At 62.2% G+C, this 20951-nt stretch carries 19 protein-coding genes and 9 tRNA genes; 8 read left to right on the top strand and 20 right to left on the bottom strand.

The window, feature by feature from the left end; all coding sequences use genetic code 11:
- Positions 1-37: 37 nt before the first annotated feature.
- From PG899_RS10690 to pnuC, 5 genes are all read right to left on the bottom strand, one after another.
- Positions 38-439, bottom strand: coding sequence for a DUF1622 domain-containing protein (locus PG899_RS10690; RefSeq protein ID WP_041218660.1), 402 nt, complete (start codon positions 437-439; stop codon positions 38-40).
- Between the two features lie 67 nt (positions 440-506).
- The gene (yqfB, locus tag PG899_RS10685; protein WP_190283938.1) at positions 507-824 is read right to left on the bottom strand and encodes a N(4)-acetylcytidine aminohydrolase; all 318 of its coding nucleotides are present in this window, start codon (positions 822-824) and stop codon (positions 507-509) included.
- Between the two features lie 28 nt (positions 825-852).
- Positions 853-1524 (bottom strand): Crp/Fnr family transcriptional regulator, encoded by a 672-nt coding sequence (locus tag PG899_RS10680; RefSeq protein ID WP_190283939.1) that lies wholly within the window; start codon positions 1522-1524, stop codon positions 853-855.
- Positions 1525-1651: 127 nt separating this feature from the next.
- Positions 1652-2377, bottom strand: a complete 726-nt coding sequence (locus PG899_RS10675; RefSeq protein ID WP_190283940.1) for a nucleoside phosphorylase — start codon at positions 2375-2377, stop codon at positions 1652-1654.
- Entirely contained in the window at positions 2374-3096 is a 723-nt protein-coding gene (gene pnuC / locus PG899_RS10670) for a nicotinamide riboside transporter PnuC (RefSeq protein ID WP_190283941.1), read from the bottom strand. The genes PG899_RS10675 and pnuC overlap by 4 nt, the downstream gene beginning before the upstream one ends.
- Before the next feature lie 262 nt (positions 3097-3358).
- On the opposite strand from pnuC, the gene PG899_RS10665 reads away from it, so the two are divergent.
- Entirely contained in the window at positions 3359-5191 is a 1833-nt protein-coding gene (locus PG899_RS10665) for an SLC13 family permease (RefSeq protein WP_190283942.1), read from the top strand.
- A 241-nt stretch (positions 5192-5432) separates the two neighbouring features.
- On the opposite strand, the gene PG899_RS10660 is transcribed toward PG899_RS10665, so the two are convergent.
- The 15 genes from PG899_RS10660 to lolB form a co-directional block, all read right to left on the bottom strand.
- Positions 5433-5516: transfer RNA gene (locus PG899_RS10660), tRNA-Leu, on the bottom strand.
- Between the two features lie 8 nt (positions 5517-5524).
- Positions 5525-5601, bottom strand: a tRNA-Met gene (locus PG899_RS10655).
- 36 nt (positions 5602-5637) lie between these two features.
- Positions 5638-5712, bottom strand: a tRNA-Gln gene (locus PG899_RS10650).
- Between the two features lie 45 nt (positions 5713-5757).
- Positions 5758-5834 (bottom strand) — tRNA-Met (locus tag PG899_RS10645).
- A 38-nt stretch (positions 5835-5872) separates the two neighbouring features.
- Positions 5873-5947, bottom strand: a tRNA-Gln gene (locus PG899_RS10640).
- Positions 5948-5989: 42 nt separating this feature from the next.
- A tRNA-Gln gene (locus PG899_RS10635) sits at positions 5990-6064 on the bottom strand.
- Positions 6065-6210: 146 nt separating this feature from the next.
- Positions 6211-6285, bottom strand: a tRNA-Gln gene (locus PG899_RS10630).
- A gap of 8 nt (positions 6286-6293) precedes the next feature.
- Positions 6294-6370, bottom strand: a tRNA-Met gene (locus PG899_RS10625).
- A 235-nt stretch (positions 6371-6605) separates the two neighbouring features.
- Positions 6606-7697, bottom strand: coding sequence for a redox-regulated ATPase YchF (ychF, locus tag PG899_RS10620; protein ID WP_016351608.1), 1092 nt, complete (start codon positions 7695-7697; stop codon positions 6606-6608).
- Positions 7698-7946: 249 nt separating this feature from the next.
- Positions 7947-8543, bottom strand: a complete 597-nt coding sequence (gene pth / locus PG899_RS10615) for an aminoacyl-tRNA hydrolase (protein WP_077096060.1) — start codon at positions 8541-8543, stop codon at positions 7947-7949.
- 197 nt (positions 8544-8740) lie between these two features.
- Complete coding sequence (locus PG899_RS10610; RefSeq protein WP_190283943.1) at positions 8741-10732, bottom strand: bifunctional metallophosphatase/5'-nucleotidase; 1992 nt, start codon at positions 10730-10732, stop codon at positions 8741-8743.
- 102 nt (positions 10733-10834) lie between these two features.
- The gene (locus PG899_RS10605) at positions 10835-11782 is read right to left on the bottom strand and encodes a ribose-phosphate pyrophosphokinase (protein ID WP_005298464.1); all 948 of its coding nucleotides are present in this window, start codon (positions 11780-11782) and stop codon (positions 10835-10837) included.
- Positions 11783-12091: 309 nt separating this feature from the next.
- Positions 12092-12166, bottom strand: a tRNA-Gln gene (locus PG899_RS10600).
- Positions 12146-13015, bottom strand: a complete 870-nt coding sequence (gene ispE, locus PG899_RS10595) for a 4-(cytidine 5'-diphospho)-2-C-methyl-D-erythritol kinase (RefSeq protein ID WP_190284310.1) — start codon at positions 13013-13015, stop codon at positions 12146-12148. Before ispE ends, PG899_RS10600 begins: the two co-directional genes overlap by 21 nt.
- Positions 13016-13041: 26 nt before the next feature.
- Positions 13042-13626, bottom strand: a complete 585-nt coding sequence (gene lolB / locus PG899_RS10590) for a lipoprotein insertase outer membrane protein LolB (RefSeq protein WP_190283944.1) — start codon at positions 13624-13626, stop codon at positions 13042-13044.
- A 121-nt stretch (positions 13627-13747) separates the two neighbouring features.
- Here lolB and hemA point away from each other — a divergent pair, with 121 nt between their 5' ends.
- The 7 genes from hemA to PG899_RS10555 all read left to right on the top strand — a co-directional run bounded on the left by hemA (position 13748) and on the right by PG899_RS10555 (position 20851).
- Positions 13748-15007, top strand: coding sequence for a glutamyl-tRNA reductase (gene hemA, locus PG899_RS10585; RefSeq protein ID WP_016351604.1), 1260 nt, complete (start codon positions 13748-13750; stop codon positions 15005-15007).
- 51 nt (positions 15008-15058) lie between these two features.
- Positions 15059-16147: a peptide chain release factor 1 gene (gene prfA / locus PG899_RS10580; protein WP_011706935.1), complete on the top strand. Its 1089-nt coding sequence runs from the start codon at positions 15059-15061 to the stop codon at positions 16145-16147.
- Positions 16147-16995: a peptide chain release factor N(5)-glutamine methyltransferase gene (gene prmC / locus PG899_RS10575; protein WP_190283945.1), complete on the top strand. Its 849-nt coding sequence runs from the start codon at positions 16147-16149 to the stop codon at positions 16993-16995. The genes prfA and prmC overlap by 1 nt, the downstream gene beginning before the upstream one ends.
- 43 nt (positions 16996-17038) lie before the next feature.
- Positions 17039-17422, top strand: a complete 384-nt coding sequence (locus PG899_RS10570; RefSeq protein WP_016351602.1) for a SirB2 family protein — start codon at positions 17039-17041, stop codon at positions 17420-17422.
- 11 nt (positions 17423-17433) lie between these two features.
- Entirely contained in the window at positions 17434-18234 is an 801-nt protein-coding gene (locus PG899_RS10565) for a SirB1 family protein (RefSeq protein WP_011706932.1), read from the top strand.
- Positions 18235-18409: 175 nt separating this feature from the next.
- Positions 18410-19264 (top strand): 3-deoxy-8-phosphooctulonate synthase, encoded by an 855-nt coding sequence (kdsA, locus tag PG899_RS10560; protein WP_011706931.1) that lies wholly within the window; start codon positions 18410-18412, stop codon positions 19262-19264.
- Between the two features lie 306 nt (positions 19265-19570).
- Positions 19571-20851, top strand: a complete 1281-nt coding sequence (locus PG899_RS10555) for a dicarboxylate/amino acid:cation symporter (protein ID WP_190283946.1) — start codon at positions 19571-19573, stop codon at positions 20849-20851.
- The last annotated feature ends 100 nt before the right edge of the window (positions 20852-20951 follow it).

Genomic DNA, 20951 nt, shown 5'->3' with positions numbered 1-20951 from the left:
CACGGCACTCAGCGATGATGCAGCGCAAGGTAACGGGCTATTGAGCCGCCTTGGCCTGCTCGCTGCGCAGCTCCTGCTGGCGCTCTGCTTTGTCTTGCTGGCGTTCCGCTTGTGCTTCCAGCTCCTTGCCGAGGAAGTAGTTCAGGAAGGTACGGATCACCGCGATGATGGCGAGGCGGATCAGCTCCTCCTTGCTCGGTGCCACCGTGGTGGCCAGGATGTCGGCGGCGAGCTGGAACTCCAGCGCCAGAATGAGCCAGCTGCCGAAACAGAGCCGGATATGGGGAAAGCCGGGCTCGTGATCCCGCACCCGCGCCGCCAGCCAGAGGGTCTTGCCCAGCCCAATCACCACGCAGGCGATGGAGATGATCTCCAGCAGCAGCTGGAACAGCTCGACCCCGTGCATCATCCCTTCTCTTAGGCTCGCTATCTCAAACACTCGGGTCACCTCCCTGATTCAAAAGAGGACACTATTAACACATCGCTCGGCAAAGACCAAATCCGGCTCAATCAAGCAGTTTGAATTCAATGACATAGAACGGCGGCAGGGCGGGGTAGATGTCGCGGATCACCTGTTTGAGCTCGGGGAGGGTCATGTTCTCCTGGCGGGCGTGTTCATCATTGAGCTCATCGAAGGCGACTGCCTTGACCGAGAGTACCTCTATGGTGCCAAAGGGCTGGTGCTCCGGGTTGGTGAACAGGGCCAGTCGCTGGCCGGGCTGCCAGTTGGCCTCGCTCTCATCGCGGATGGTGATGGTCTTGCGGCCGGCCTGGATGTCGGCGACGAAGCGGCTGAAGAAGGTGAACTCGGGATAGGTTGACATGGCACTCTCCTGACAGGGTGAATGGAAATCAAAGGTCGAGGTAGGCGCGCAGCCTGGCCAGATCGGCGATGACCGGGCCGTCGCTGCCATCGGCGACGATGCCCTGTTCGATCAGCTCCTTGAGGGCGCGCCGATAGACCCGCTCGGTGGTACCAAAGCGCGCCGCCTCGTGGGCCCGCTTGCGCGAGCCGAGCATGGGGGTGCGCTGGCGCTCGCGCCACAGCTCGAAGGCGATGTTGTAGGCGATGGGGTGCAGCAACCGGCTGGTGGTGATGTCCAGGGTATCGAGATAGTCACTGGCGAGCGCCGCGGCGAAGAAGAGGGTCAGCTCGGGCTCGGCCAGCAGCCGTTTGGCCAGCTTGTCGGCGCAGATGACGGCGGCGTCCAGCTCGGTCTCGGCCACCACGCTCCACTGCACCGGGGTGGCGCTGAAGAACTCCATCTCGCCGAAGATCTGGCTATGGCACTCGATTTCGCCGAGCTGAAACAACCGCCCTGAGTGCACCGCGCTGTTGAGGGAAATCCGGCCCTGGGCCACCAGATAGAGCTGCTCGCACAACTCCCCTTGGCGCATGATGGGTTCACCGGGCAGGTAGCGGCGCGAAAACAGGGTGCAGTCTGCCAGTGCCGCGGCAAAGCGCGGTTCGAGTGCGGCAAGCTCGGTGTGAAAGCGACCGAGCGGATAGGGTTGTTGCTGCATGGTGAAGGCCCGGCTTGACGAGGGCCATGAGGCTAGCAAGAGCGCAGGCGGGATGCCAGCGTTGGCGCCTCTGAATGTGCCGGGCTTAACGTTTTGCCGGGGCCGCTGCGGCCCCGGCAAACCCGGTCTATTGCGTCAGGGCGTGGAGGGCGGCGGCGATGGCCAACCGCTCGCCGGTCATCATGGCGGCTTCGCTGGCTGCGTAGTCGCTCACCCCCGCTTGCACGTCCTGCTCGAAGGCCACCACGTTGCAGAGCACGGCGGCCACCCGCACCTTGCGCAGGCGCCCCACAGCGAGCAGGGAGGCGGTCTCCATGTCCGCCCCGAGCACGCCACGGGCGTGCCAGTAGCGACAGACTTCCTGCTCGTCATCCCGGTAGAAGCTGTCGTGGGAGCGCACCAACCCGTGCCAATGAGGCTGGCCGCTGGCGCCGAGATGGGCGAGCAGGGCGGCCTGCAGGCGGATGTCGGCGCAGGCGGGGTACTCGGGGGGCAGGTAGGCCTGCGAGGCGCCTTCGCTGCGTACCGCTCCCTCCACCACGATGAGATCCCCCAGCGCGATCTCATGCTGCAGGGCGCCGGCAGAGCCGACCCGGATGAGCGCGCGGGCGCCCGCCTGCACCAGCTCCTCCAGCGCGATGACGGCGGAGGCGCCGCCGATGCCGGTGCTGCACACCGTGACGGGCAGCCCCCGGTAGCGGCCGTTGATCAGGCGAAACTCCCGGTGCTGGCCCAGCACGTCACACTCATCGAGCTGGCCGGCGATGCGGTCGACCCGGGCCGGGTCGCCGCACAGCACCACCCGTTCGGCGATCTGGTCCGGGCGACATTGCAGATGGGGCAGCAGGCTCATGCGATCACTTCCTGTTGCGGGCGTTTGGCGCTGACCATCCACAGGCGCGTGCCGTTGGCGGCGATAAACAGCAGGATCAGGTACTCAAGGGACATGGCATAGACCCCCTGGGCAGCATAGACGCCGATGCTGATGATGTTGATGACCACCCAGAGGATCCAGTTCTCCACGTACTTGCGGGTCATCAGGATCTGGGCCACCACGGAGAGCACCGTCATGCTGGCATCCCAGAAGGGGAAGGCATCGGGGGAGGGCTCAGGGGTGGCGAGATTGGCGCCAAACAGATTGAGCAGGGCGACCGAGGTACGGGCCAGGGCGGCGAACACCGGGTCGATATAGAGGGTCAGCAGGGCGATGGCCAGCACGCTCACGGCGGCGGTGGCGATGAGCTTGGACTTGCTGAGCCAGCGGATCTGCAGGGTATCCCCCTGGGCGTTGGCCGGCCGGGTCCAGGCGTACCAGCCATAGAGGTTGGCGCAGAAGAAGAACAGCTGCAGCATCAACAGGCCGTAAAGCTGGATCTGGAAGAAGATGATGGCGAACAGGCTGACGTTGATGAGCCCGAACAGGTAGTTGATGGTCTTCTCCTGACTGGCGCACCAGATGCAGGCCAGTCCGAACAGGGTGCCGACGGCTTCAATCCACGACATGGCGTAACCACCGCCCAGCGGTATGGTCACCAGGGTGTGATTGATGCTGAACCACTCGAATATGCTCATTTTCGTTTCCTTTGAAAATTGGGGGCGTGAACCGGGCCTATTCTAGGGGCGACGGGGGGAGGCTGGCAGGACTTTTGTCCGACCCGGGCCGAGCCACCTCAAAGAATGGGCAAACAGCAGGGGCAACTTTAGGCCCCCGATGGCGCCCTGATATGCGATGATGCCCTGCCCCTTTATTGATATGTAACAAATCGGGGAGAAATGAGCTGTGGTCTGATGGAATCCGCTCCGACCGGGGTGGAGCTGAACAAAAGGAGTAAGTGTGAATTCCGAGTTGGTCTGGGTCCTCTGCATGCTAGTGGGCGCCATTTATCTGTTTGTGAGCAACAAGGTCCGCATGGACGTGGTTGCCTTGCTGATCATCATATTGTTCGTGCTGAGCGGCACCCTGACCCTGCCGGAGGCGCTGGCGGGGTTCAGCGATCCCAACGTCATCCTGATTGCCGCCCTGTTCGTGGTGGGAGAGGGGCTGGTGCGCACCGGTATCGCCTATCAGGTGGGGGATGCGCTGGTGAAGGTGGCCGGCAGCAGCGAGACTCGCCTGCTGGTGCTGCTGATGGTGGCGGTCGCCCTGCTCGGGGCCGTGATGAGCAGCACCGGGGTGGTGGCCATCTTCATCCCGGTGGTGCTGAGCGTGGCGAACCGGATGGGGATCCCGGCCGGCCGGCTGATGATGCCGCTCGGCTTTGCCGGCCTCATCAGCGGCATGATGACGCTGGTGGCGACGCCGCCCAACATGGTGGTCAACAGCGAGCTGATGCGCCACAACATCCACGGCTTCGGCTTCTTCGGCTTCACCCCCATGGGGGTCATCATCCTGGGGATGGGGATCCTCTACATGCTGCTGATGCGCACCTCCCTGGTGCGTGACGGGGAGGAGGGCAAGAGCAAGCAGATCGGCCGCAGCACCATGCGCGATCTCATTCGCGACTATCGGCTGGCCGGCCGGGCGCGCCGGCTGGCGATCCGGCCCGATTCACCGCTGATCGGCCAGACCCTGGACGAGCTGCAACTGCGGGCCCGCTACGGTGCCAACGTCATCGGGGTGGAGCGCTGGCGTAAATTCCGGCGGGTGATGGTCACCGTCTCCGGGGTGACCGAGTTCCAGGCCAAGGACGTGCTGCTCATCGACATGTCCGACCCCGAGGTGGACGTGCGCGAGTTCTGCAGCGAGGCGCGACTCGAGCCCATGATCCTGCGCGGCGAATACTTCTCCGACCAAGCGCGGGAGGTGGGCATGGCGGAGGTGTCGCTCATCCCCGAATCCCGCCTGCTCGGCAAGAGCATCCGTGAGGTGGCGTTTCGCTCCCACTATGGCCTCAACGTGGTGGGCATTCGCCGCACCGGCGAGGCGCTTGGCGGCAAGCTGGTGGACGAGGCGCTGCAGTTGGGGGATACCCTGCTGGTGGTGGGCAACTGGAGCCTGATCCGCCTGCTGCAGACCCACAGCCGCGACTTCCTGCTGCTGGGGCTGCCGGCCGAGGTGGACGAGATGGCGCCGGCCCGCAGCCAGGCCATTCACGCCCTCATCTGCCTCGGGGTGATGATCGCCCTGATGGTGACCGATCCGGTGCCCAACGTGATCGCGGCGCTGATCGCCTGCCTGCTGATGGGCAAATTCCGCTGTATCGACATGGAGAGCGCCTACAAGTCCATCCACTGGCCGACCCTGATCCTCATCGTCGGCATGCTGCCCTTCGCGCTGGCGCTGCAAAAGACCGGCGGGGTGGATCTCATCGTCGGCGCGCTGATCTCGGCGGTAGGGGAGATGGGGCCACGGGTGATGCTGGCCAGTCTGTTCGCTCTGTGCGCCATCATTGGGCTGTTCATCTCCAACACTGCGACGGCGGTGCTGATGGCGCCGATTGCGCTGGGTACGGCGCAGCAGATGGGGATCTCCCCCTATCCGTTCGCCATGACCATCGCCATCGCCGCCTCGGCGGCCTTCATGACGCCCGTCTCCTCGCCGGTCAACACCCTGGTGCTGGGCCCCGGCAACTACCGGTTCGTGGACTTCGTGCGCATCGGCGTGCCATTCACCCTGCTGGTGATGGTGGTGAGCGTCATCACCATTCCCTGGTTCTTCCCGTTCTGACGACAGCAAACGACATGGCGGCCTGCGGGCCGCCTTTTTATTGCCCGCTGTGCTCTGACATGAAAAGGGATGTATAAACCGGGAGCCGGGCATCAGCGCCGTCGTAGAGGAGAGCACAAGGCGCAGCCGTTGATACATGGCAGGGGTGCAGGTGAGCGATGAGATGGAGAGGGGGAGGAAAACGGTAAACGCCGAATACAAAAAAACCAGCCTGAGCTGGTCTGTTTGGTACTGCTTTTGATGGTGCGGAAGGAGAGACTCGAACTCTCACGCCTAGGGCGCCAGAACCTAAATCTGGTGCGTCTACCAATTTCGCCACTTCCGCAGGAGTAATGGTGGCTATGACGGGATTCGAACCTGTGACCCCCGCATTATGAGTGCGATGCTCTAACCAACTGAGCTACATAGCCGTCTTGTGCACGACTCGCGTCGAATACAAGCAAAAATGGCTGGGGCACTAGGATTCGAACCTAGGTATGGCGAGATCAAAACCCGCTGCCTTACCGCTTGGCGATGCCCCAACAGTGTTCTTTGCAATCAGATGATTGAAGGAACGTTTTCAAAAATGGTGGCTATGACGGGATTCGAACCTGTGACCCCCGCATTATGAGTGCGATGCTCTAACCAACTGAGCTACATAGCCGTTTGTTGTCAACCACGATGTGGAAGAGAACAGAATAATGGCTGGGGTACTAGGATTCGAACCTAGGGATGGCGAGATCAAAACCCGCTGCCTTACCGCTTGGCGATACCCCAACAGCGATGCCTGACAGAGTCTATCAAACATCTTTTTAAAAATGGCTGGGGCACTAGGATTCGAACCTAGGTATGGCGAGATCAAAACCCGCTGCCTTACCGCTTGGCGATGCCCCAACTGCGATGCCTGACAGAGTCTATCAAACATCTTTTAACAGTGGCCGGGATACCAGGATTTGAACCTGGGCACACTGACGAGTTCAACACCCATCACTGCTTCCCTTGACCTGTCACCGACACTTGAATGCCGACAACTGAAATAATGGCTGGGGTACTAGGATTCGAACCTAGGGATGGCGAGATCAAAACCCGCTGCCTTACCGCTTGGCGATACCCCAACTAGAGATGGTGGCTATGACGGGATTCGAACCTGTGACCCCCGCATTATGAGTGCGATGCTCTAACCAACTGAGCTACATAGCCAACCTTGCTTCCAGTGCCTCGTTGCCTCGTCACTGTGCGGGCCGAATTATGCGTATCTGGCTCTGGGGCGTCAACCCTTTTTTTGTTTGAAAAACCGAATTTGGGTGCGTTTGGCGAGTTATTGGTCGCTGTCGTGCAAAAGCCCAACAATCTGGTTTTTTTTACGACATTTGCCAGCAGATACGAGCCTTGGCCAGTTAAAAAAGAGGCCAGCAAATGCTGGCCTCTCATGGGATTAGACGTTGAACAGGAAGTTCATGATATCGCCGTCTTTGACGATGTACTCTTTCCCTTCGGCGCGCATCTTGCCCGCTTCCTTGGCACCTTGCTCACCCTTGTAGGTGATAAAGTCTTCGAAGGCGATGGTTTGGGCACGAATAAAGCCTTTTTCGAAGTCGGTGTGGATCTTGCCGGCCGCCTGCGGAGCGGTGGCGCCGACCGGGATGGTCCAGGCACGCACCTCTTTCACACCGGCGGTGAAGTAGGTCTGCAGCTTGAGCAGCTCGTAGCCTGAGCGGATCACCCGGTTCAGGCCCGGCTCTTCGATGCCAAGGTCAGCCATGAACTCGGCGCGGTCGGCATCGTCCAGCTCGGCGATGTCAGCCTCGATGGCGCAGCAGACGACCACCACAACCGCGTTCTCGGCGGCGGCGATTTCGCGCACCTTGTCGAGGTAGGGGTTGTTCTCGAAGCCATCTTCCGCCACGTTGGCGATGTACATGGTGGGTTTCAGGGTCAAGAAGTTGAGGTGGCTGACGGCGGCCAGCTCATCCTTGTCCAGCTTCATGCCGCGGATCATCTGGCCGTTTTCCAGCGCCACCTTGATCTTCTCCAGCACTTCCACTTCCAGCTTGGCATCCTTGTCGCCGCCCTTGGCGCGCTTGGACTGGCGGTTGATGGCGCGCTCGCAGGCATCCAGGTCGGAGAGGGCCAGCTCGGTGTTGATCACCTCGATGTCGTCGGCCGGGGAGACCTTGCCGGCGACGTGGACGATGTTCTCGTCATCAAAGCAGCGCACCACGTGACCGATAGCCTCGGTTTCACGGATGTTGGCCAGGAACTGGTTGCCCAGGCCTTCGCCCTTGGAGGCACCGGCCACCAGGCCGGCGATGTCCACGAATTCCATGGTGGTCGGCACAACGCGCTGCGGATTGATGATGGCCGCCAGCTGATCGAGGCGGGGATCCGGCATCGGTACCACGCCGGTGTTCGGCTCGATGGTGCAGAACGGGAAGTTGGCGGCTTCGATGCCGGCCTTGGTCAGCGCGTTGAACAGGGTGGATTTGCCTACATTGGGCAGGCCCACGATACCGCATTTAAAACCCATGGATTGTTACCTTACTTGATGGATGCTGTGTGAGGGCCGCAGAACCTGTCCACGCTCTTGCTGCGAGGCTGTGATCAAGGCTCATGTGCTGCTCGCTTATGTGAAACCAAGAGCGCTCACGTATGACTATACGCTCCGGTTCCTGCGCTGCGCTTTACCTTGCTGACAACCTCTCGTTACAGAGCATGAACAGGTTCTTGAGCGAACCCGTCATATTGTTCGATCCTGACGCGTGTCAGGCATCTGTATTCAGACTTTCTCGGCCTTGAAGCTATGTAAACGATTCATGGCCTTGGTCATGTCCTGCTTGAACAGAATGTCGGTGGCGCGCAGGGACTCGTCCAGTGCGGCGTCGATCAGGTTCTGTTCGCTGCTGGGGGCCTTGGTCAGCACGAAACCGGCGACCAGCTCCTTGGCGCCCGGGTGACCTATCCCCAGCCGCAGCCGGAAGAAATTATTGTTGTTGCCCATCCTGGCAATGATGTCCTTGAGGCCGTTGTGGCCACCGTGGCCGCCGCCCTGCTTGAATTTGGCGATGCCGGGGGGCAGGTCCAGCTCATCGTGGGCCACCAGCATGGCTTCCGGCTCGATCTGGTAGAAGCGGGCCAGCGCGGCCACCGCCTTGCCGGAGAGGTTCATGTAGGTGCTCGGGATGAGCAGGCGCACATCCTGGCCATCCACCTGGATGCGGGCGGTGTGGCCGAAGAACTTGGGCTCTTCGCGCAGGCTGACGTTGTGCCAGCGTGCCAGTTGCTCCACATACCAGGCCCCGGCGTTGTGGCGGGTCTTGGCATATTCCGGGCCGGGATTGCCCAGACCCACGATCAGTTTGATTTGGCTTGTCACGCTTGATTTCTTCACTCGCTGCTTGCAATGGGCCGACTGCCCAGGGCAATGGGACGCAATATTCTAGCCGCCGACTGGCGATCACTCAACCAAAGCTCGGCCAGTGCCGGGGAAAAGCGGGAGAACCGGTGGCCAACGGCAGCAAAACGGGCCCCTGCGTGGGGCCCGTGGTGTGGCTTGCCGGTGGCAGAGCCGACTTACTGGGCGGCCCGCACCAGGGTGACCGTCTCTTCCGCCAGCGCCGTCAGGGTCGGGCGCTGTTCGCGCACATACTGCACGAAGGAGGCGGCGTCGGTGCCGCAATCCATGCCGCTTGCCTTGCAGTCAAGCTGATGGCCGGCGGCATAGCGGGCGCTGAGCTGATCGCCGCTCTGCTCCACCCGCTCGACCGGGAACGCCGTCAATTTGCCATCCTGCCAGGCGAGATCCTGGCGCTCGGCGTGCTGTGCCTGGGCGCGGGCCAGCGCCTGCCAGCCGTCGTTGCCGTTGGCGCTGTAGGCGTTCATCACCACCCGGTAGCGCGTCGCATCCACTAGATCCTGCCACTGGCCGTCAGCGTCCTGCCACTGCAGCTGGGTCAGGGCGCCGCGCTTGCCCGGCGTGGTCTCGGTGAAGGTGTAGCGCAGGTGACCGCCGTAGGGGAACTTGCCGGCGTGGGCGCTGGCGGGCAGGGTGGCGGTGATGGTCTCGGTCAACAGGGCGCGCACGTCGGCGCCGGTCAGAGTGAGCACCGAAAGCTGGTTCTTGAACGGCAGCAGGGTGAGCGCCGCATCCCCTTCGCGCAGCTCGCCGGCCGGCAGATCGGCGCGTACGCCGCCCACCGCCAGCAGGGCGAAGTGGACCGAGCCGCCGGTCAGCGCCTGCACCGCCGGGGTATTGGCCCAGTAGTACTGACCCTCGGCCACCAGCGGGGCGACGTCGGAGCCATGGCTGTCGCTGCCGTTGTCGCCGGGACGACGGGCATTTTGCAGGGCGGCTGGCAGGGTGGCGATGACGGGGCCGAAGGCCTGCTCGAGGGCGGGCTTGTAGTGGCTGTCGATGATGCCGCGCAGGCGGGGATCCTCATCCACGGTCACCAGGTTGGGCTGGGCGTCGATGAACTTGGCTGCCTGCTTGCTGCGGGGTTCGTCCAGTGCCTGCTTGCGAGCGGGATCGGCGAAGAAGTCGCGGCTGGCCAGCAGCTGGTTCTGGCCCTTGCAGGCGATGACCCGGCCCTGGGCATCGAAGCTCACCTGAGCCAGTCCGATGGCCTGGGCATAGGAGCCGGCCTGCACCACGCAGGTCATGCCGACCCCGTCCGGGTTGGTGACAAGCGCCGCGTACTCGCCGGTGTTGCCCCAGCCGATGTTGCGAAAATCGCCGAGCAGGCTGTGGGAGTGACCGCCGACGATGGCGTCAATGCCGTTCACCTTGGCGGCCAGCGCCAGATCCCGCTGGTTGCCGATGTGGGTGAGCGCCACGATCTGGTTGATGCCGTGCTGGCGCAGCAGGTCCACCGTCGCCTGGGCCGAGGTGATTTCGTTGCCAAAGCGTAGCTTGCCGACGTTGGGGGAGATGTTGGCCATGTCCTCCAGCACCAGCCCCATCACGGCGACCAGCTGTTTGCCCTGGGGCAGGTTGTTGAGATCGCTGACCGGGCTCTTCTGGTTGCCGTCGAAGGCGTAGATGACGAACGGCTTGAGATTGGCGGCATGGCGCAGATCCGGATCGTCGCGGGTATCCAGGTTGGCGGCCAGCACCGGGAAGTTGACCCCCTGGATGAAGCGGGCGAGCTTCTGGTTGTCGAGATCGAATTCGTGGTTGCCGAGAGCCATGGCGTCGAGGCCGAACTGGCTCAGCAGCTCGGCGTTGGCCATCCCCTCGTTGAGCTTGAAGTAGCCGCTGCCCTGCCAGGCATCGCCGCCGTGCAGCAGCAGGATCGGCTGGTTCTTGGCCAGCGCATCGGCCTGGAAGGATTTCGCCATGGTGAGCAGACGCGGATAGCCGCCAAAGCGAGTGTAGAGGGTGTCGGTTTCCCCCTGCTTGCCAAAGATGGGCCCCTTCAGCTCGGCGTTGACCGGGTCAAACTGGGAGTGAGTGTCGTTCATGTGAGCCAGGGTCAGCACGAAGGGCTGGCCTTCATTGCCGGGCTGACAGGCGAACAGGAAGCTGCAGAAGGCAAGGAGCAGCAGCGGGCGCAAGCGATTCATGGAACAATCCTTAACCTGCGACGGGGCAGGGCAGTACCGGGTGTAACTGGGACTAAAAAGACAAAAACCGCCAGCTGGCGGTTTTTGTCACAACAGGGTCTATCAATGCTCAAACATGGCAGAGATGGACTCTTCGTTGCTGATGCGGCGAATGGCTTCGGCCAGCACGGAAGAGAGCGTCAGCTGCTTGACCTTGTCGACCGCCTTCATCTCCGCGGTGAGCGGGATGGAGTCGGTGATGATCAGTTCGTCGATCACGGAGTTCTTGATGTTCTCCACGGCGGAACCGGAGAAGACCGGGTGAGTGGCGTAGGCGAATACACGCTTGGCGCCGCGCTCCTTGAGGGCTTCTGCGGCTTTGCACAGGGTGCCGCCGGTGTCGATCATGTCGTCGACGATGATGCAGTCGCGGCCGGCCACGTCACCGATCAGGTGCATGACCTGGGAGACGTTCGGGCGGGGACGACGCTTGTCGATGATGGCGATGTCGGTATCGTCCAGCAGCTTGGCGATGGCACGGGCACGTACCACGCCGCCGATGTCCGGCGACACGACCACGGGGGATTCGAGGTTCTTGGACTTCATGTCTTCCAGCAGCACCGGGCTGCCGAACACGTTGTCGACCGGGACGTCGAAGAAGCCCTGGATTTGTTCGGCATGCAGGTCAACGGTCAGCACGCGATCCACACCGACGCTGGAGAGGAAGTCGGCGACGACCTTGGCGGTGATGGGAACACGGGCGGAGCGGACGCGGCGGTCCTGACGGGCATAACCAAAGTAGGGGATAACGGCAGTAATACGGCCAGCTGAAGCACGACGCAGAGCATCCACCATCACGATCAATTCCATCAAATTGTCGTTGGTCGGGGCACAGGTGGATTGAATGATGAAGATATCGCCACCACGTACATTCTCGTTGATCTGTACGCTGATCTCGCCGTCGCTAAAGCGACCTACGGCAGCATTGCCGAGTTTGATAAACAGGCGATCTGCGATCTTCTGGGCTAGTTCCGGCGTTGCGTTACCAGCAAACAGCTTCATGTCAGGCACGGTTTGAAACCTCGGGGTTGCATCCAGTATGTGGGGAGTCTTATTCAGACCCTTATCGTTTTGGGGCAAACGATTTATCAAGTTGACGGGTCAGACCACTATAGGCTGCTTTCAGGCCAGGTGCCCACGTTGCATGCGGCAAGTCGGTTGAGCGTCGTGCTGGTCGACGCCCCGTCATCCATGATGACCAGTGACCTCCCGACAACGAGAGGGTAACGATGGGTGCTGCAACCGGCGAGGGGGAGTGTGCACTCCCGGCAAGACTGCTGCGGCAGGTGAATCGATATACCCTGTTCGATGTTCAGGAGATGGCTGGGGTACTAGGATTCGAACCTAGGAATGGCGAGATCAAAACCCGCTGCCTTACCGCTTGGCGATACCCCAATCACTGACTTGTTGCAATGCAGCGAAGAGTGGTGATATGTTCTCGCCCTTGGCGACAAACCCATCCCATCCTTTCGGCACTTTTGCCAACACTTCCCGAGCAGCCACTTCGTCTTCAAACTGAGCAAAGACGCAGGCTCCTGTGCCCGTCATTCTTGACGGCGCGTATTCTAGCAACCAGCCGAGCGCATTGGCAACCTCGGGGTGGCGCTTTTTCACCAGCAATTCGCAATCGTTTTTCCACTCCCCTTCCAGCAGATTGTGCAATGCCATTTTCGGGGTATCTCTGGGCAGGTCCGGATCCTGGAACACGGCGGCGGTCGCCACATGGCAATCGGGCTTGAGCACCAGATACCAGGCACTCGGCAGCTCGACCGGCTGCAACCGTTCACCGACCCCCTCGGCAAAGGCGGCCTTGCCGCGCACGAATACCGGCACGTCGGCGCCCAGCTGCACACCGAGCTCGGCCAGCTCGTCTTCACTCAAGCCGGCCCGCCACAGGTGGTTGAGGGCGACCAGGGTAGTGGCGGCGTCCGACGAACCGCCGCCGATGCCGCCGCCCATGGGCAGTACCTTCTCCAGCCGGATATGGGCTCCCTGCGGGCTTGGCAGTTTTGCCTGCAGCAGGCGGGCGGCGCGGATGATCAGGTTCTGTTCGTCGGGCACGCCGGGAATGGCCGGGCTCAACGTGAGCTTGTCGCTTCCTGGGATCACATCGAACTCGAGCCAGTCGCCGTGGTTGAGGAAGATGAACAGGGTCTGCAGCTCGTGGTAGCCGTCCGGGCGACGGCCGTTGACGTGCAAAAAGAGATTCAGTTTGGCCGGAGCCGGCCAGCGCATGGCGCTCATGGGGGAGTCCTTGTCGATGGCCGCCATCAGCGGGTTATGGTCCACTGGTTGATCTGCAGCTTGAGGCGACTGTCCTGGCCGGTCATGGTGAGCAGGTGCGGCAGGCGGTAGCCGTCCTGATCCCGGTAGTCGCCATAGACGATCTGCCACTGACCGTCCCGCACGCTGGCCAGACTGCGGTCGGGGTTGAGCTCGAATTCGGCCTGACCCGGCAGGCCCTTGATCCATTCCGGCAGCCCGGCCACCGGAATGTTCCAGCCGGTGAGCTGATAGATGAGCGTCTCGGCATCCTGGCTCTGGTGCGGGTTGCCCTCGTTGTCGATCAGGGTGATCTCGCCCTTGCTGCGGGAGAGCTCGAGGATGTGAGTGCCGATCAGGCTGGTGAGGTTGAGGCGGTAGTCGTCGCCATCCTGCTGCCAGTTGACCCGGGCGCTGCCCTTTTGCTGGGCAGTGATGATGGCCATCTTGCCCGACAGCTGCCAGTGGCTGAGCTGCTCGAGGCGGGTTCGTTCCTGCTGCCAGTTGACCTGATCACGCTGGGGTTGGGTAGTGGCGCAACCGGCCAGCAACAGCAGGCAGCCAAGGGTGAAAAGACGCAACAACAAGGTCATGCTCCAGAAAAGGTGATTTGCCACAGTATACGGGGCGGCCGTATTGCTTTTAAAGACTTACCCTTTCTCGTACAATTGGCAGCCTTTACTCCCAGCGCACAGATACGATCCACGCCCACTCATGAGTTTGCTTGCCCTCGGAATCAACCACAACACCGCCAGTGTCGCCTTGCGGGAGCGGGTCGCCTTCGGCCCGGACTGCATCGATCGCGCCTTGCGTGAGCTGGTCGCCCAACCCGGTGTAAGCGAGGCGGTGATCGTCTCGACCTGCAACCGCACCGAGCTTTACTGCAGCCTGGCGCAGGGGCAGGGCGAGCAGGTGTTGCAGTGGCTGCAGCGTTTCCACGGTCTGGATGCGGCCGAGGTGGTCTCCGCCATCTACCAGCATCAGGACGAGGAGGCGGTCCGTCACCTGATGCGGGTGGCCTGCGGGCTCGACTCCCTGGTGCTGGGAGAGCCGCAGATCCTGGGACAGATCAAGCAATCCTATGCCCATGCCCAGCAGTCCGAGGCGGTGAAGGGGTCGCTGGAGCGGCTGTTCCAGAAATCCTTCTCGGTGGCCAAGCGGGTGCGTACCGATACCGAGATCGGCGCCAGCGCCGTGTCGGTGGCCTTTGCCGCAGTGAGCCTGGGGCGGCGGATCTTCTCCGATCTCTCCCAGACCAAGGTGCTGCTGGTCGGCGCCGGCGAGACCATCGAACTGGTGGCCCGTCACCTGCGCGAGCAGAACGTCACCCAGATGATGGTGGCCAACCGCACCCTGCAGCGGGCCCAGCTGCTGGCCGAGGAGTTCGGCGCCCAGGTGATGACGCTCGAAGAGATCCCGGACTACCTGCACGAGGCGGACATCGTCATCAGCTCTACCGCGAGTCCCCTGCCCATCATCGGCAAGGGCATGGTGGAGCGCGCGCTCAAGGCTCGCCGCTTCAAGCCCATGTTCCTGGTGGACATCGCCGTGCCCCGCGACATCGAGGCTGAGGTGGACGAGCTGTCGGACGCCTATCTCTATACGGTGGACGACCTGCAGGGCATCATCGAGCAGAATCTCGAGACCCGCAAACGGGCCGCCGCCGAGGCCGAGCTCATCGTGCAGGAAGAGCGCGACGACTTCATGGGCTGGTATCGCAGCCAGCACTCGGTGGATCTCATCCGCGATTACCGCCACCAGTCTCAACAGGTGGCCGACGAAGAGCTGCAGCGCGCCTTGCTGGCCCTGCAGCAGGGCGAGAATGCCGAGCAGGCGCTCAAGGCGCTGGCCCACCGCCTCACCAACAAGTTGATCCACGCACCGACCCAGGCCCTGCGCCATGCCGCCGCCCAGGGGGATCACCACCAGCTGGCCCAGTTGCGTCAGGTGCTGGGGTTGTCACAAGAGTCATAGTTTTGGGGCGACCAGCCGGTCGTCCCGTCCTCCATCGAGAACACAAGATTTATGAACCCGTCACTGATCAGAAAGCTGGAAGGCCTCATCGAGCGCCACGAAGAAGTACAGGCCATGCTCGGCGAGCCGGACGTGGCCGCGGATCAGGATCGCTACCGCGCCCTGACCCGGGAATATGCCCAGCTGGAAGATATCGTTCACGCTTTCCAGCAATTCCGCCAGGCCGAAGAGAACCTGGACGCCACCCGCCAGATGCTGGAAGAGGATGATGCCGACCTGCGCGAGATGGCGCAGGAGGAGCTGCCGCTGGCCAAGGCGACCTTCGAGGAGCAGGAGCAGGCGCTGCAGGTGATGCTGCTGCCGCGCGACCCCAAGGATGACAACAACTGCTACCTGGAGATCCGCGCCGGTGCCGGCGGTGACGAGGCGGCGATCTTTGCGGGCGATCTGTTTCGCATGTATTCGCGCTACGCCGAGCGCCAGGGCTGGCGGGTTTCCATCGTCAGCTGCAACGACGGCGAGCATGGCGGCTACAAGGAGGTGATCGCCAAGGTGGAGGGCGAGCACGTCTACGGTCGCCTCAAGTTTGAATCCGGTGGTCACCGGGTGCAGCGGGTGCCGGAAACCGAATCCCAGGGCCGGGTGCACACCTCCGCCTGTACCGTTGCCGTGCTGCCGGAAGTGCCGGAAGCCGAGCAGATAGAGATCAACCCTTCGGAGCTGAAGATCGACACTTTCCGCGCCTCCGGGGCCGGTGGTCAGCACGTCAACAAGACCGACTCCGCCATCCGCATCACCCACCTGCCCACCGGCCTGGTGGTGGAGTGCCAGGATGAGCGCTCCCAGCACAAGAACCGCGCCAAGGCGATGTCGGTGCTCTCCGCCCGTCTGCAGGCGGCCGAGGATGAGCGCCACCGCGCCGCCGAGCAGAGCACCCGCCGCAACCTGGTGGGGTCGGGGGATCGCTCCGAGCGTATCCGCACCTACAACTACCCGCAGGGGCGTCTCTCCGAGCACCGCATCAACCTCACCCTCTATCGCCTCGGCGAGATCATGGAAGGGGACCTGGACTGCGTCATCAGCCCGATGATCCAGGAGTACCAGGCCGATCAGCTCGCCTCCCTGGCCGAGAGCAACTGATGCAGATCCAGCAGGCTCGCGCCCACATCATGGCGACCCTGGCAGGGGGGGAATCCCCCCGCGCCGATGCCGATGCGCTGCTCTGCCATCTGCTGGAGTGCCGGCGCAGCTACCTGATGACCTGGCCGGAGCGCGAGCTCGATGCCGCCCAGCAGGCGACCCTGCAGGGCTGGCTCGAACGCCGTCTCAATGGCGAACCCATCGCCCACCTGATCGGCGAGCGGGAGTTCTGGTCGCTGCCGCTCAAGGTGAGTCCGGCGACCCTGATCCCGCGCCCCGACACCGAGGTGCTGGTCGAGCAGGCGCTGGCGCGGCTGCCTGCAGGCCCCTGCGCCGTGCTGGATCTGGGCACTGGCACCGGCGCCATTGCACTGGCGCTCAAGTCGGAGCGACCGGATGCCGATGTATGGGCGGTGGACAGGATGCCGGCAGCGGCAGCCCTGGCCCGTGCCAACAGCGCCGCCCTTGGTCTGCCCATCGAGGTGCGCGACGGCAGCTGGTTTGAGCCGCTGGTCGCGTCCTCGTCAAGCAAGGCGCCGCGCTTTGCGATGATCGTCTCCAACCCACCCTACATCGACGGGGCGGATCCGCACCTCGATGAGGGGGACGTGCGCTTCGAACCCCGCTCCGCCCTGGTGGCGGACGAGCAGGGACTGGCGGATATCCGGCTGATCGTGGCGGGCGCGCCGGCCCATCTGCTGCCGGGTGGCTGGCTGTTGCTGGAGCATGGCTGGCAACAGGGAGAGGCGGTGCGTCAACTCCTGCTGCAACAGGGCTACCTTCAGGTGGAAACCGTGCGCGATTACGGCGATAACGAGCGGGTGACCCTGGGGCGGCTGGCTCAGTGATGATGACGGGCAGGCCGGGCCTGCCTTTGTTCAAGGACACGTTATGTATTTTGCTATCAAACATCTGCACCTGCTGCTGATAGGCTTGGCCGTGCTGATGTTCATGTTGCGCTTCTATTGGCTGCAGACCGGCTCGAACCGCGCCGCCAGCGCCCGCACCCTCAGGTTGAGCGGCTGGCTCAACGGCCTGGTGGTGCTCTCCGGCGTGCTGCTGTGCATGGTGCTGGATCTCAACCCGCTCAACAACGCCACCCCCTGGCTCAGCGAAAAGCTGACCGCCATCCTGGTGGTGGCCTTTCTGGCCATGATGGCACTGCGCCTGGCCCGCAGTAACGGCATCCGCTGGTTTGCGTTTCTGGGAGCCCTCGGCTGGGTCTTCTTCATCGCCAAGCTGGCCGTCTACAAGCAGGCCAGCCTGTTCGGTTAAGGATGATGACGATGATACGCGTAGACGAATGGACCGATTTCGAAGCCCATGACATCGCCGAGCTGGCGCTGTCGGTGAGTGACGAGATCCATGGCATCAGCGGCCGCGGGACGGCTGAGCTGGCCCGGCTCGACGCCTGGCTGGACGAGGCCATCGAGGAAGGGGATTGCGACCAGGTGCGCCGCCAGCTGCTGCAGGGCTTCTACCAGACCTTAGGGTTTCACGGCGACTGGCAGGACTACTTCTCGGTGGCCAACTGCGATCTGGCCGAGGTTCTGGCCCGCAAGCAGGGCATCCCGGTCAGCCTTGGCATCCTCATCATTCAGCTGGGGCGCAAGCTCGGGCTGGACGTGGAGGGGATCTGCTTCCCCGGCCACTTCCTGGTGAGCTTTGCCGGCAGCGAGGGGGAGGTTTATGTGGACCCCTTCACCGGTGACGAGCTGAGCCTGCACCACATCGAGCTGCTGCTGCGCGGGGCCCTCGGCAATCTGGCTACCCTCAGCTCGGATCACCTGCAGCCTGCCGGCCAGTGGGAGATCATCGAGCGACTGCTCAACGTCAGCAAGGGCGCCCTGCTGCGGGAAGACCGGATGACCGAGGCGCTGCGCTGCAGCGAACTGCTGCTGCGGATGAAGCCCGGCGACCCGCTGGAGACGCGGGATCGCGGCTTCATCTACGAGCAGCTCGACTGCCCGCGCTTTGCCGCCGACGATTTTGAATACTTTATTGAACAGTGCCCGGACGATCCGGTGGCCGACGTGCTCAAGGCCCAGCTGGCCGCGCTGGATCTGAGCCCCAAGCCCCTCCACTGAGAGGCGGGCAACGGCCCCGCTGCATGGCGAGGCCCGGGCCGAATGAAGAGTCCCATGCCGTTGCATGCAAGGCCTGGGAGATGCAACTGACGAGTATCGAGGCCGCGCAGCCCTGGGCAGCGCGGCCGGATGTGGATTCAAGCCCTGCAAGCCCTTTTACCTAAGGAAGCCTGAGATGGAACAGAAGAATATCAAGGTCAATGGCATCGACGTCGCCAACGACAAACCGTTCGTGTTGTTCGGCGGCATGAACGTGCTGGAATCGCGCGACATGGCGATGGCTGTGTGCGAAAAGTACGTGGAAGTGACCTCCAAGCTGGGTATCCCGTTCGTGTTCAAGGCGAGCTGGGACAAGGCCAACCGCTCCTCCATCCACTCCTATCGCGGCCCGGGTCTGGAAGAGGGGATGAAGATCTTCCAGGAGCTGAAAGCGACCTTCGGCATGCCGGTCATCTCCGATCTGCACGAGCCCCATCAGGCCAAACCGGTGGCCGAGGTGGTTGACGTCATCCAGCTGCCCGCCTTCCTGGCGCGCCAGACCGATCTGGTGGAGGCCATGGCCCGCACCGGCAACGTCATCAACATCAAGAAGCCGCAGTTCCTGAGCCCAAGCCAGATGAAGAACATCACCGACAAGTTCGAGGAGTGCGGCAACGACCGTCTGATCCTGTGCGAACGCGGTGCCAACTTCGGGTATGACAACCTGGTGGTGGACATGCTGGGGCTGGGCGTGATGAAGAAGAGCACCGGCGGCTATCCGGTCATCTTCGACGTGACCCACTCCCTGCAGTGCCGCGACCCCATGGGCGCTGCCTCCGGTGGCCGCCGCGAGCAGGTGACCGAGCTGGCCCGTGCCGGCATGGCGGTCGGTCTGGCCGGTCTGTTCATTGAATCTCACCCGGACCCCAAGATTGCCCGTTGTGACGGCCCGAGCGCGCTGCCGCTGGAGAAGCTGGAAGGCTTCCTCAAGCAGATGAAGGCCATCGACGATCTCATCAAGGGTTTCGAGCCGCTCGATACTTCCATCTAAGTCCGGCTTTGCTTGCCCAATAAAAATGCCCCGCACTGCGGGGCATTTTTGTTTGCGGCCTGTTTTTATTTCTCTGACCAGCATAAATCAATCACAGAATAAATACAGCCAGGTTTCCGTGGTGTTAATGTTGTTAAATCTGTTGTGTGATTGATATCTATTAATTGCTTTTTTTAACATGAGAAAGTAGCCCCTGTTGTGATGAGGGAACGGCACGAACCGGGCGAAATAACACTATTTCGTCACGGATTGCTGCATGCGTATTTCTGCCATGACACATCTCATTAAATTGACAGGACGTTAAGAATGCAGAAAAGAATAGTCAGCAGCCTGTATTTTCAGGTGTTGTTAGCGATCACCCTCGGGGTCATTCTGGGGCATATATATCCCGACCTCGGTGCGGACATGAAACCGCTGGGGGATGGTTTCGTTAAATTAATCAAAATGATCATCGCCCCGGTTATATTCTGCACCGTGGTGACCGGTATTGCCGGCATGGAGAGCATGAAAGCGGTGGGTAAAACCGGCGCCATCGCGCTGCTCTATTTTGAAGTGGTCAGCACCATCGCCCTCATCATCGGGCTGTGCGTGGTCAACCTGCTGCAACCGGGGGTGGGCATGAACGTCGACCCCGCCACGCTGGACGCCAGCGCCATCTCGGCCTATGCCGAGCAGGCCAAGGCACAGGGCATCATCCCCTTCCTGCTGGACGTGATCCCGGGCAGCGTGATCGGCGCCTTCGCCAGCGGCAATATTCTGCAAGTGCTGTTATTTGCGGTGCTGTTTGGCTTCTCCCTGCACCATATCGGCGAGAAGGGAAAAGTGATATTCAATGTCATTGACAGCTTCTCCCAGGTTATTTTCGGGATCATCAACATGATCATGCGGCTGGCACCGGTTGGAGCATTTGGTGCGATGGCCTTTACCATCGGAAAATATGGTATTGGCTCGCTGGTTCAGCTCGGACAATTAATTGCCTGCTTCTATATGACCTGCCTGCTGTTTATTTTTCTGGTGCTGGGCAGTATTGCCAGAGCGAATGGCTTCAGCATCCTGCGCTTTATTTCCTATATCCGGGAAGAGCTGCTGATCGTGCTGGGAACTTCCTCTTCTGAATCCGTATTGCCGCGCATGCTGGTGAAGATGGAGGCGCTCGGCTGCAAGAAGTCGGTGGTGGGGCTGGTGATCCCGACCGGTTACTCCTTCAACCTGGACGGCACCTCCATCTATCTGACCATGGCGGCTATCTTCATCGCCCAGGCCACCAACACCCCGCTCGATCTGTTCCAGCAGATCACCTTGCTGGTGGTGCTGCTCATCTCCTCGAAGGGGGCCGCCGGGGTGACCGGCAGTGGCTTCATCGTGCTGGCGGCCACCATCTCGGCGGTGGGCCACCTGCCGTTGGCCGGGCTGGCGTTGATCCTCGGCATCGATCGCTTCATGTCGGAGGCCCGCGCCCTGACCAACCTCATCGGCAACGGGGTGGCAACCCTGGTGGTGGCCCGTTACTGCGATCAGCTCGATGAGCAGCAGATGCACGAGGCGCTGAGCAACCCGCCACAAGCCGTCAAGCTGGATCAGCATTGAGCCGCCGATGCCCGCACCGTGCGCTGACAGCCCGTCGAGCAAGGGCGGCGAGCACGGGTGGCGAGCACGGGTGGGTGAATGCAAGCCATAAAAAAACGGC

This window comes from Aeromonas sp. QDB39 (assembly GCF_027707585.1).
Classification (GTDB): domain Bacteria; phylum Pseudomonadota; class Gammaproteobacteria; order Enterobacterales; family Aeromonadaceae; genus Aeromonas; species Aeromonas hydrophila.
Note: the sequence above shows the minus strand (reverse complement) of the source record. Positions and strands in the feature narration are given on the sequence as shown.

Bases quoted from the DNA above. Each gene is read 5' to 3' on its own strand.
- yqfB (WP_190283938.1), bottom strand. From the start codon at position 824: ATGTCAACCTATCCCGAGTTCACCTTCTTCAGCCGCTTCGTCGCCGAC.
- PG899_RS10680 (WP_190283939.1), bottom strand. From the start codon at position 1,524: ATGCAGCAACAACCCTATCCGCTCGGTCGCTTTCACACCGAGCTTGCC.
- PG899_RS10675 (WP_190283940.1), bottom strand. From the start codon at position 2,377: ATGAGCCTGCTGCCCCATCTGCAATGTCGCCCGGACCAGATCGCCGAA.
- pnuC (WP_190283941.1), bottom strand. From the start codon at position 3,096: ATGAGCATATTCGAGTGGTTCAGCATCAATCACACCCTGGTGACCATA.
- ychF (WP_016351608.1), bottom strand. From the start codon at position 7,697: ATGGGTTTTAAATGCGGTATCGTGGGCCTGCCCAATGTAGGCAAATCC.
- PG899_RS10610 (WP_190283943.1), bottom strand. From the start codon at position 10,732: ATGAATCGCTTGCGCCCGCTGCTGCTCCTTGCCTTCTGCAGCTTCCTG.
- ispE (WP_190284310.1), bottom strand. From the start codon at position 13,015: ATGAGCGCCATGCGCTGGCCGGCTCCGGCCAAACTGAATCTCTTTTTG.
- lolB (WP_190283944.1), bottom strand. From the start codon at position 13,626: ATGACCTTGTTGTTGCGTCTTTTCACCCTTGGCTGCCTGCTGTTGCTG.
- hemA (WP_016351604.1), top strand. From the start codon at position 13,748: ATGAGTTTGCTTGCCCTCGGAATCAACCACAACACCGCCAGTGTCGCC.
- prfA (WP_011706935.1), top strand. From the start codon at position 15,059: ATGAACCCGTCACTGATCAGAAAGCTGGAAGGCCTCATCGAGCGCCAC.
- prmC (WP_190283945.1), top strand. From the start codon at position 16,147: ATGCAGATCCAGCAGGCTCGCGCCCACATCATGGCGACCCTGGCAGGG.
- PG899_RS10570 (WP_016351602.1), top strand. From the start codon at position 17,039: ATGTATTTTGCTATCAAACATCTGCACCTGCTGCTGATAGGCTTGGCC.
- PG899_RS10565 (WP_011706932.1), top strand. From the start codon at position 17,434: ATGATACGCGTAGACGAATGGACCGATTTCGAAGCCCATGACATCGCC.
- kdsA (WP_011706931.1), top strand. From the start codon at position 18,410: ATGGAACAGAAGAATATCAAGGTCAATGGCATCGACGTCGCCAACGAC.
- PG899_RS10555 (WP_190283946.1), top strand. From the start codon at position 19,571: ATGCAGAAAAGAATAGTCAGCAGCCTGTATTTTCAGGTGTTGTTAGCG.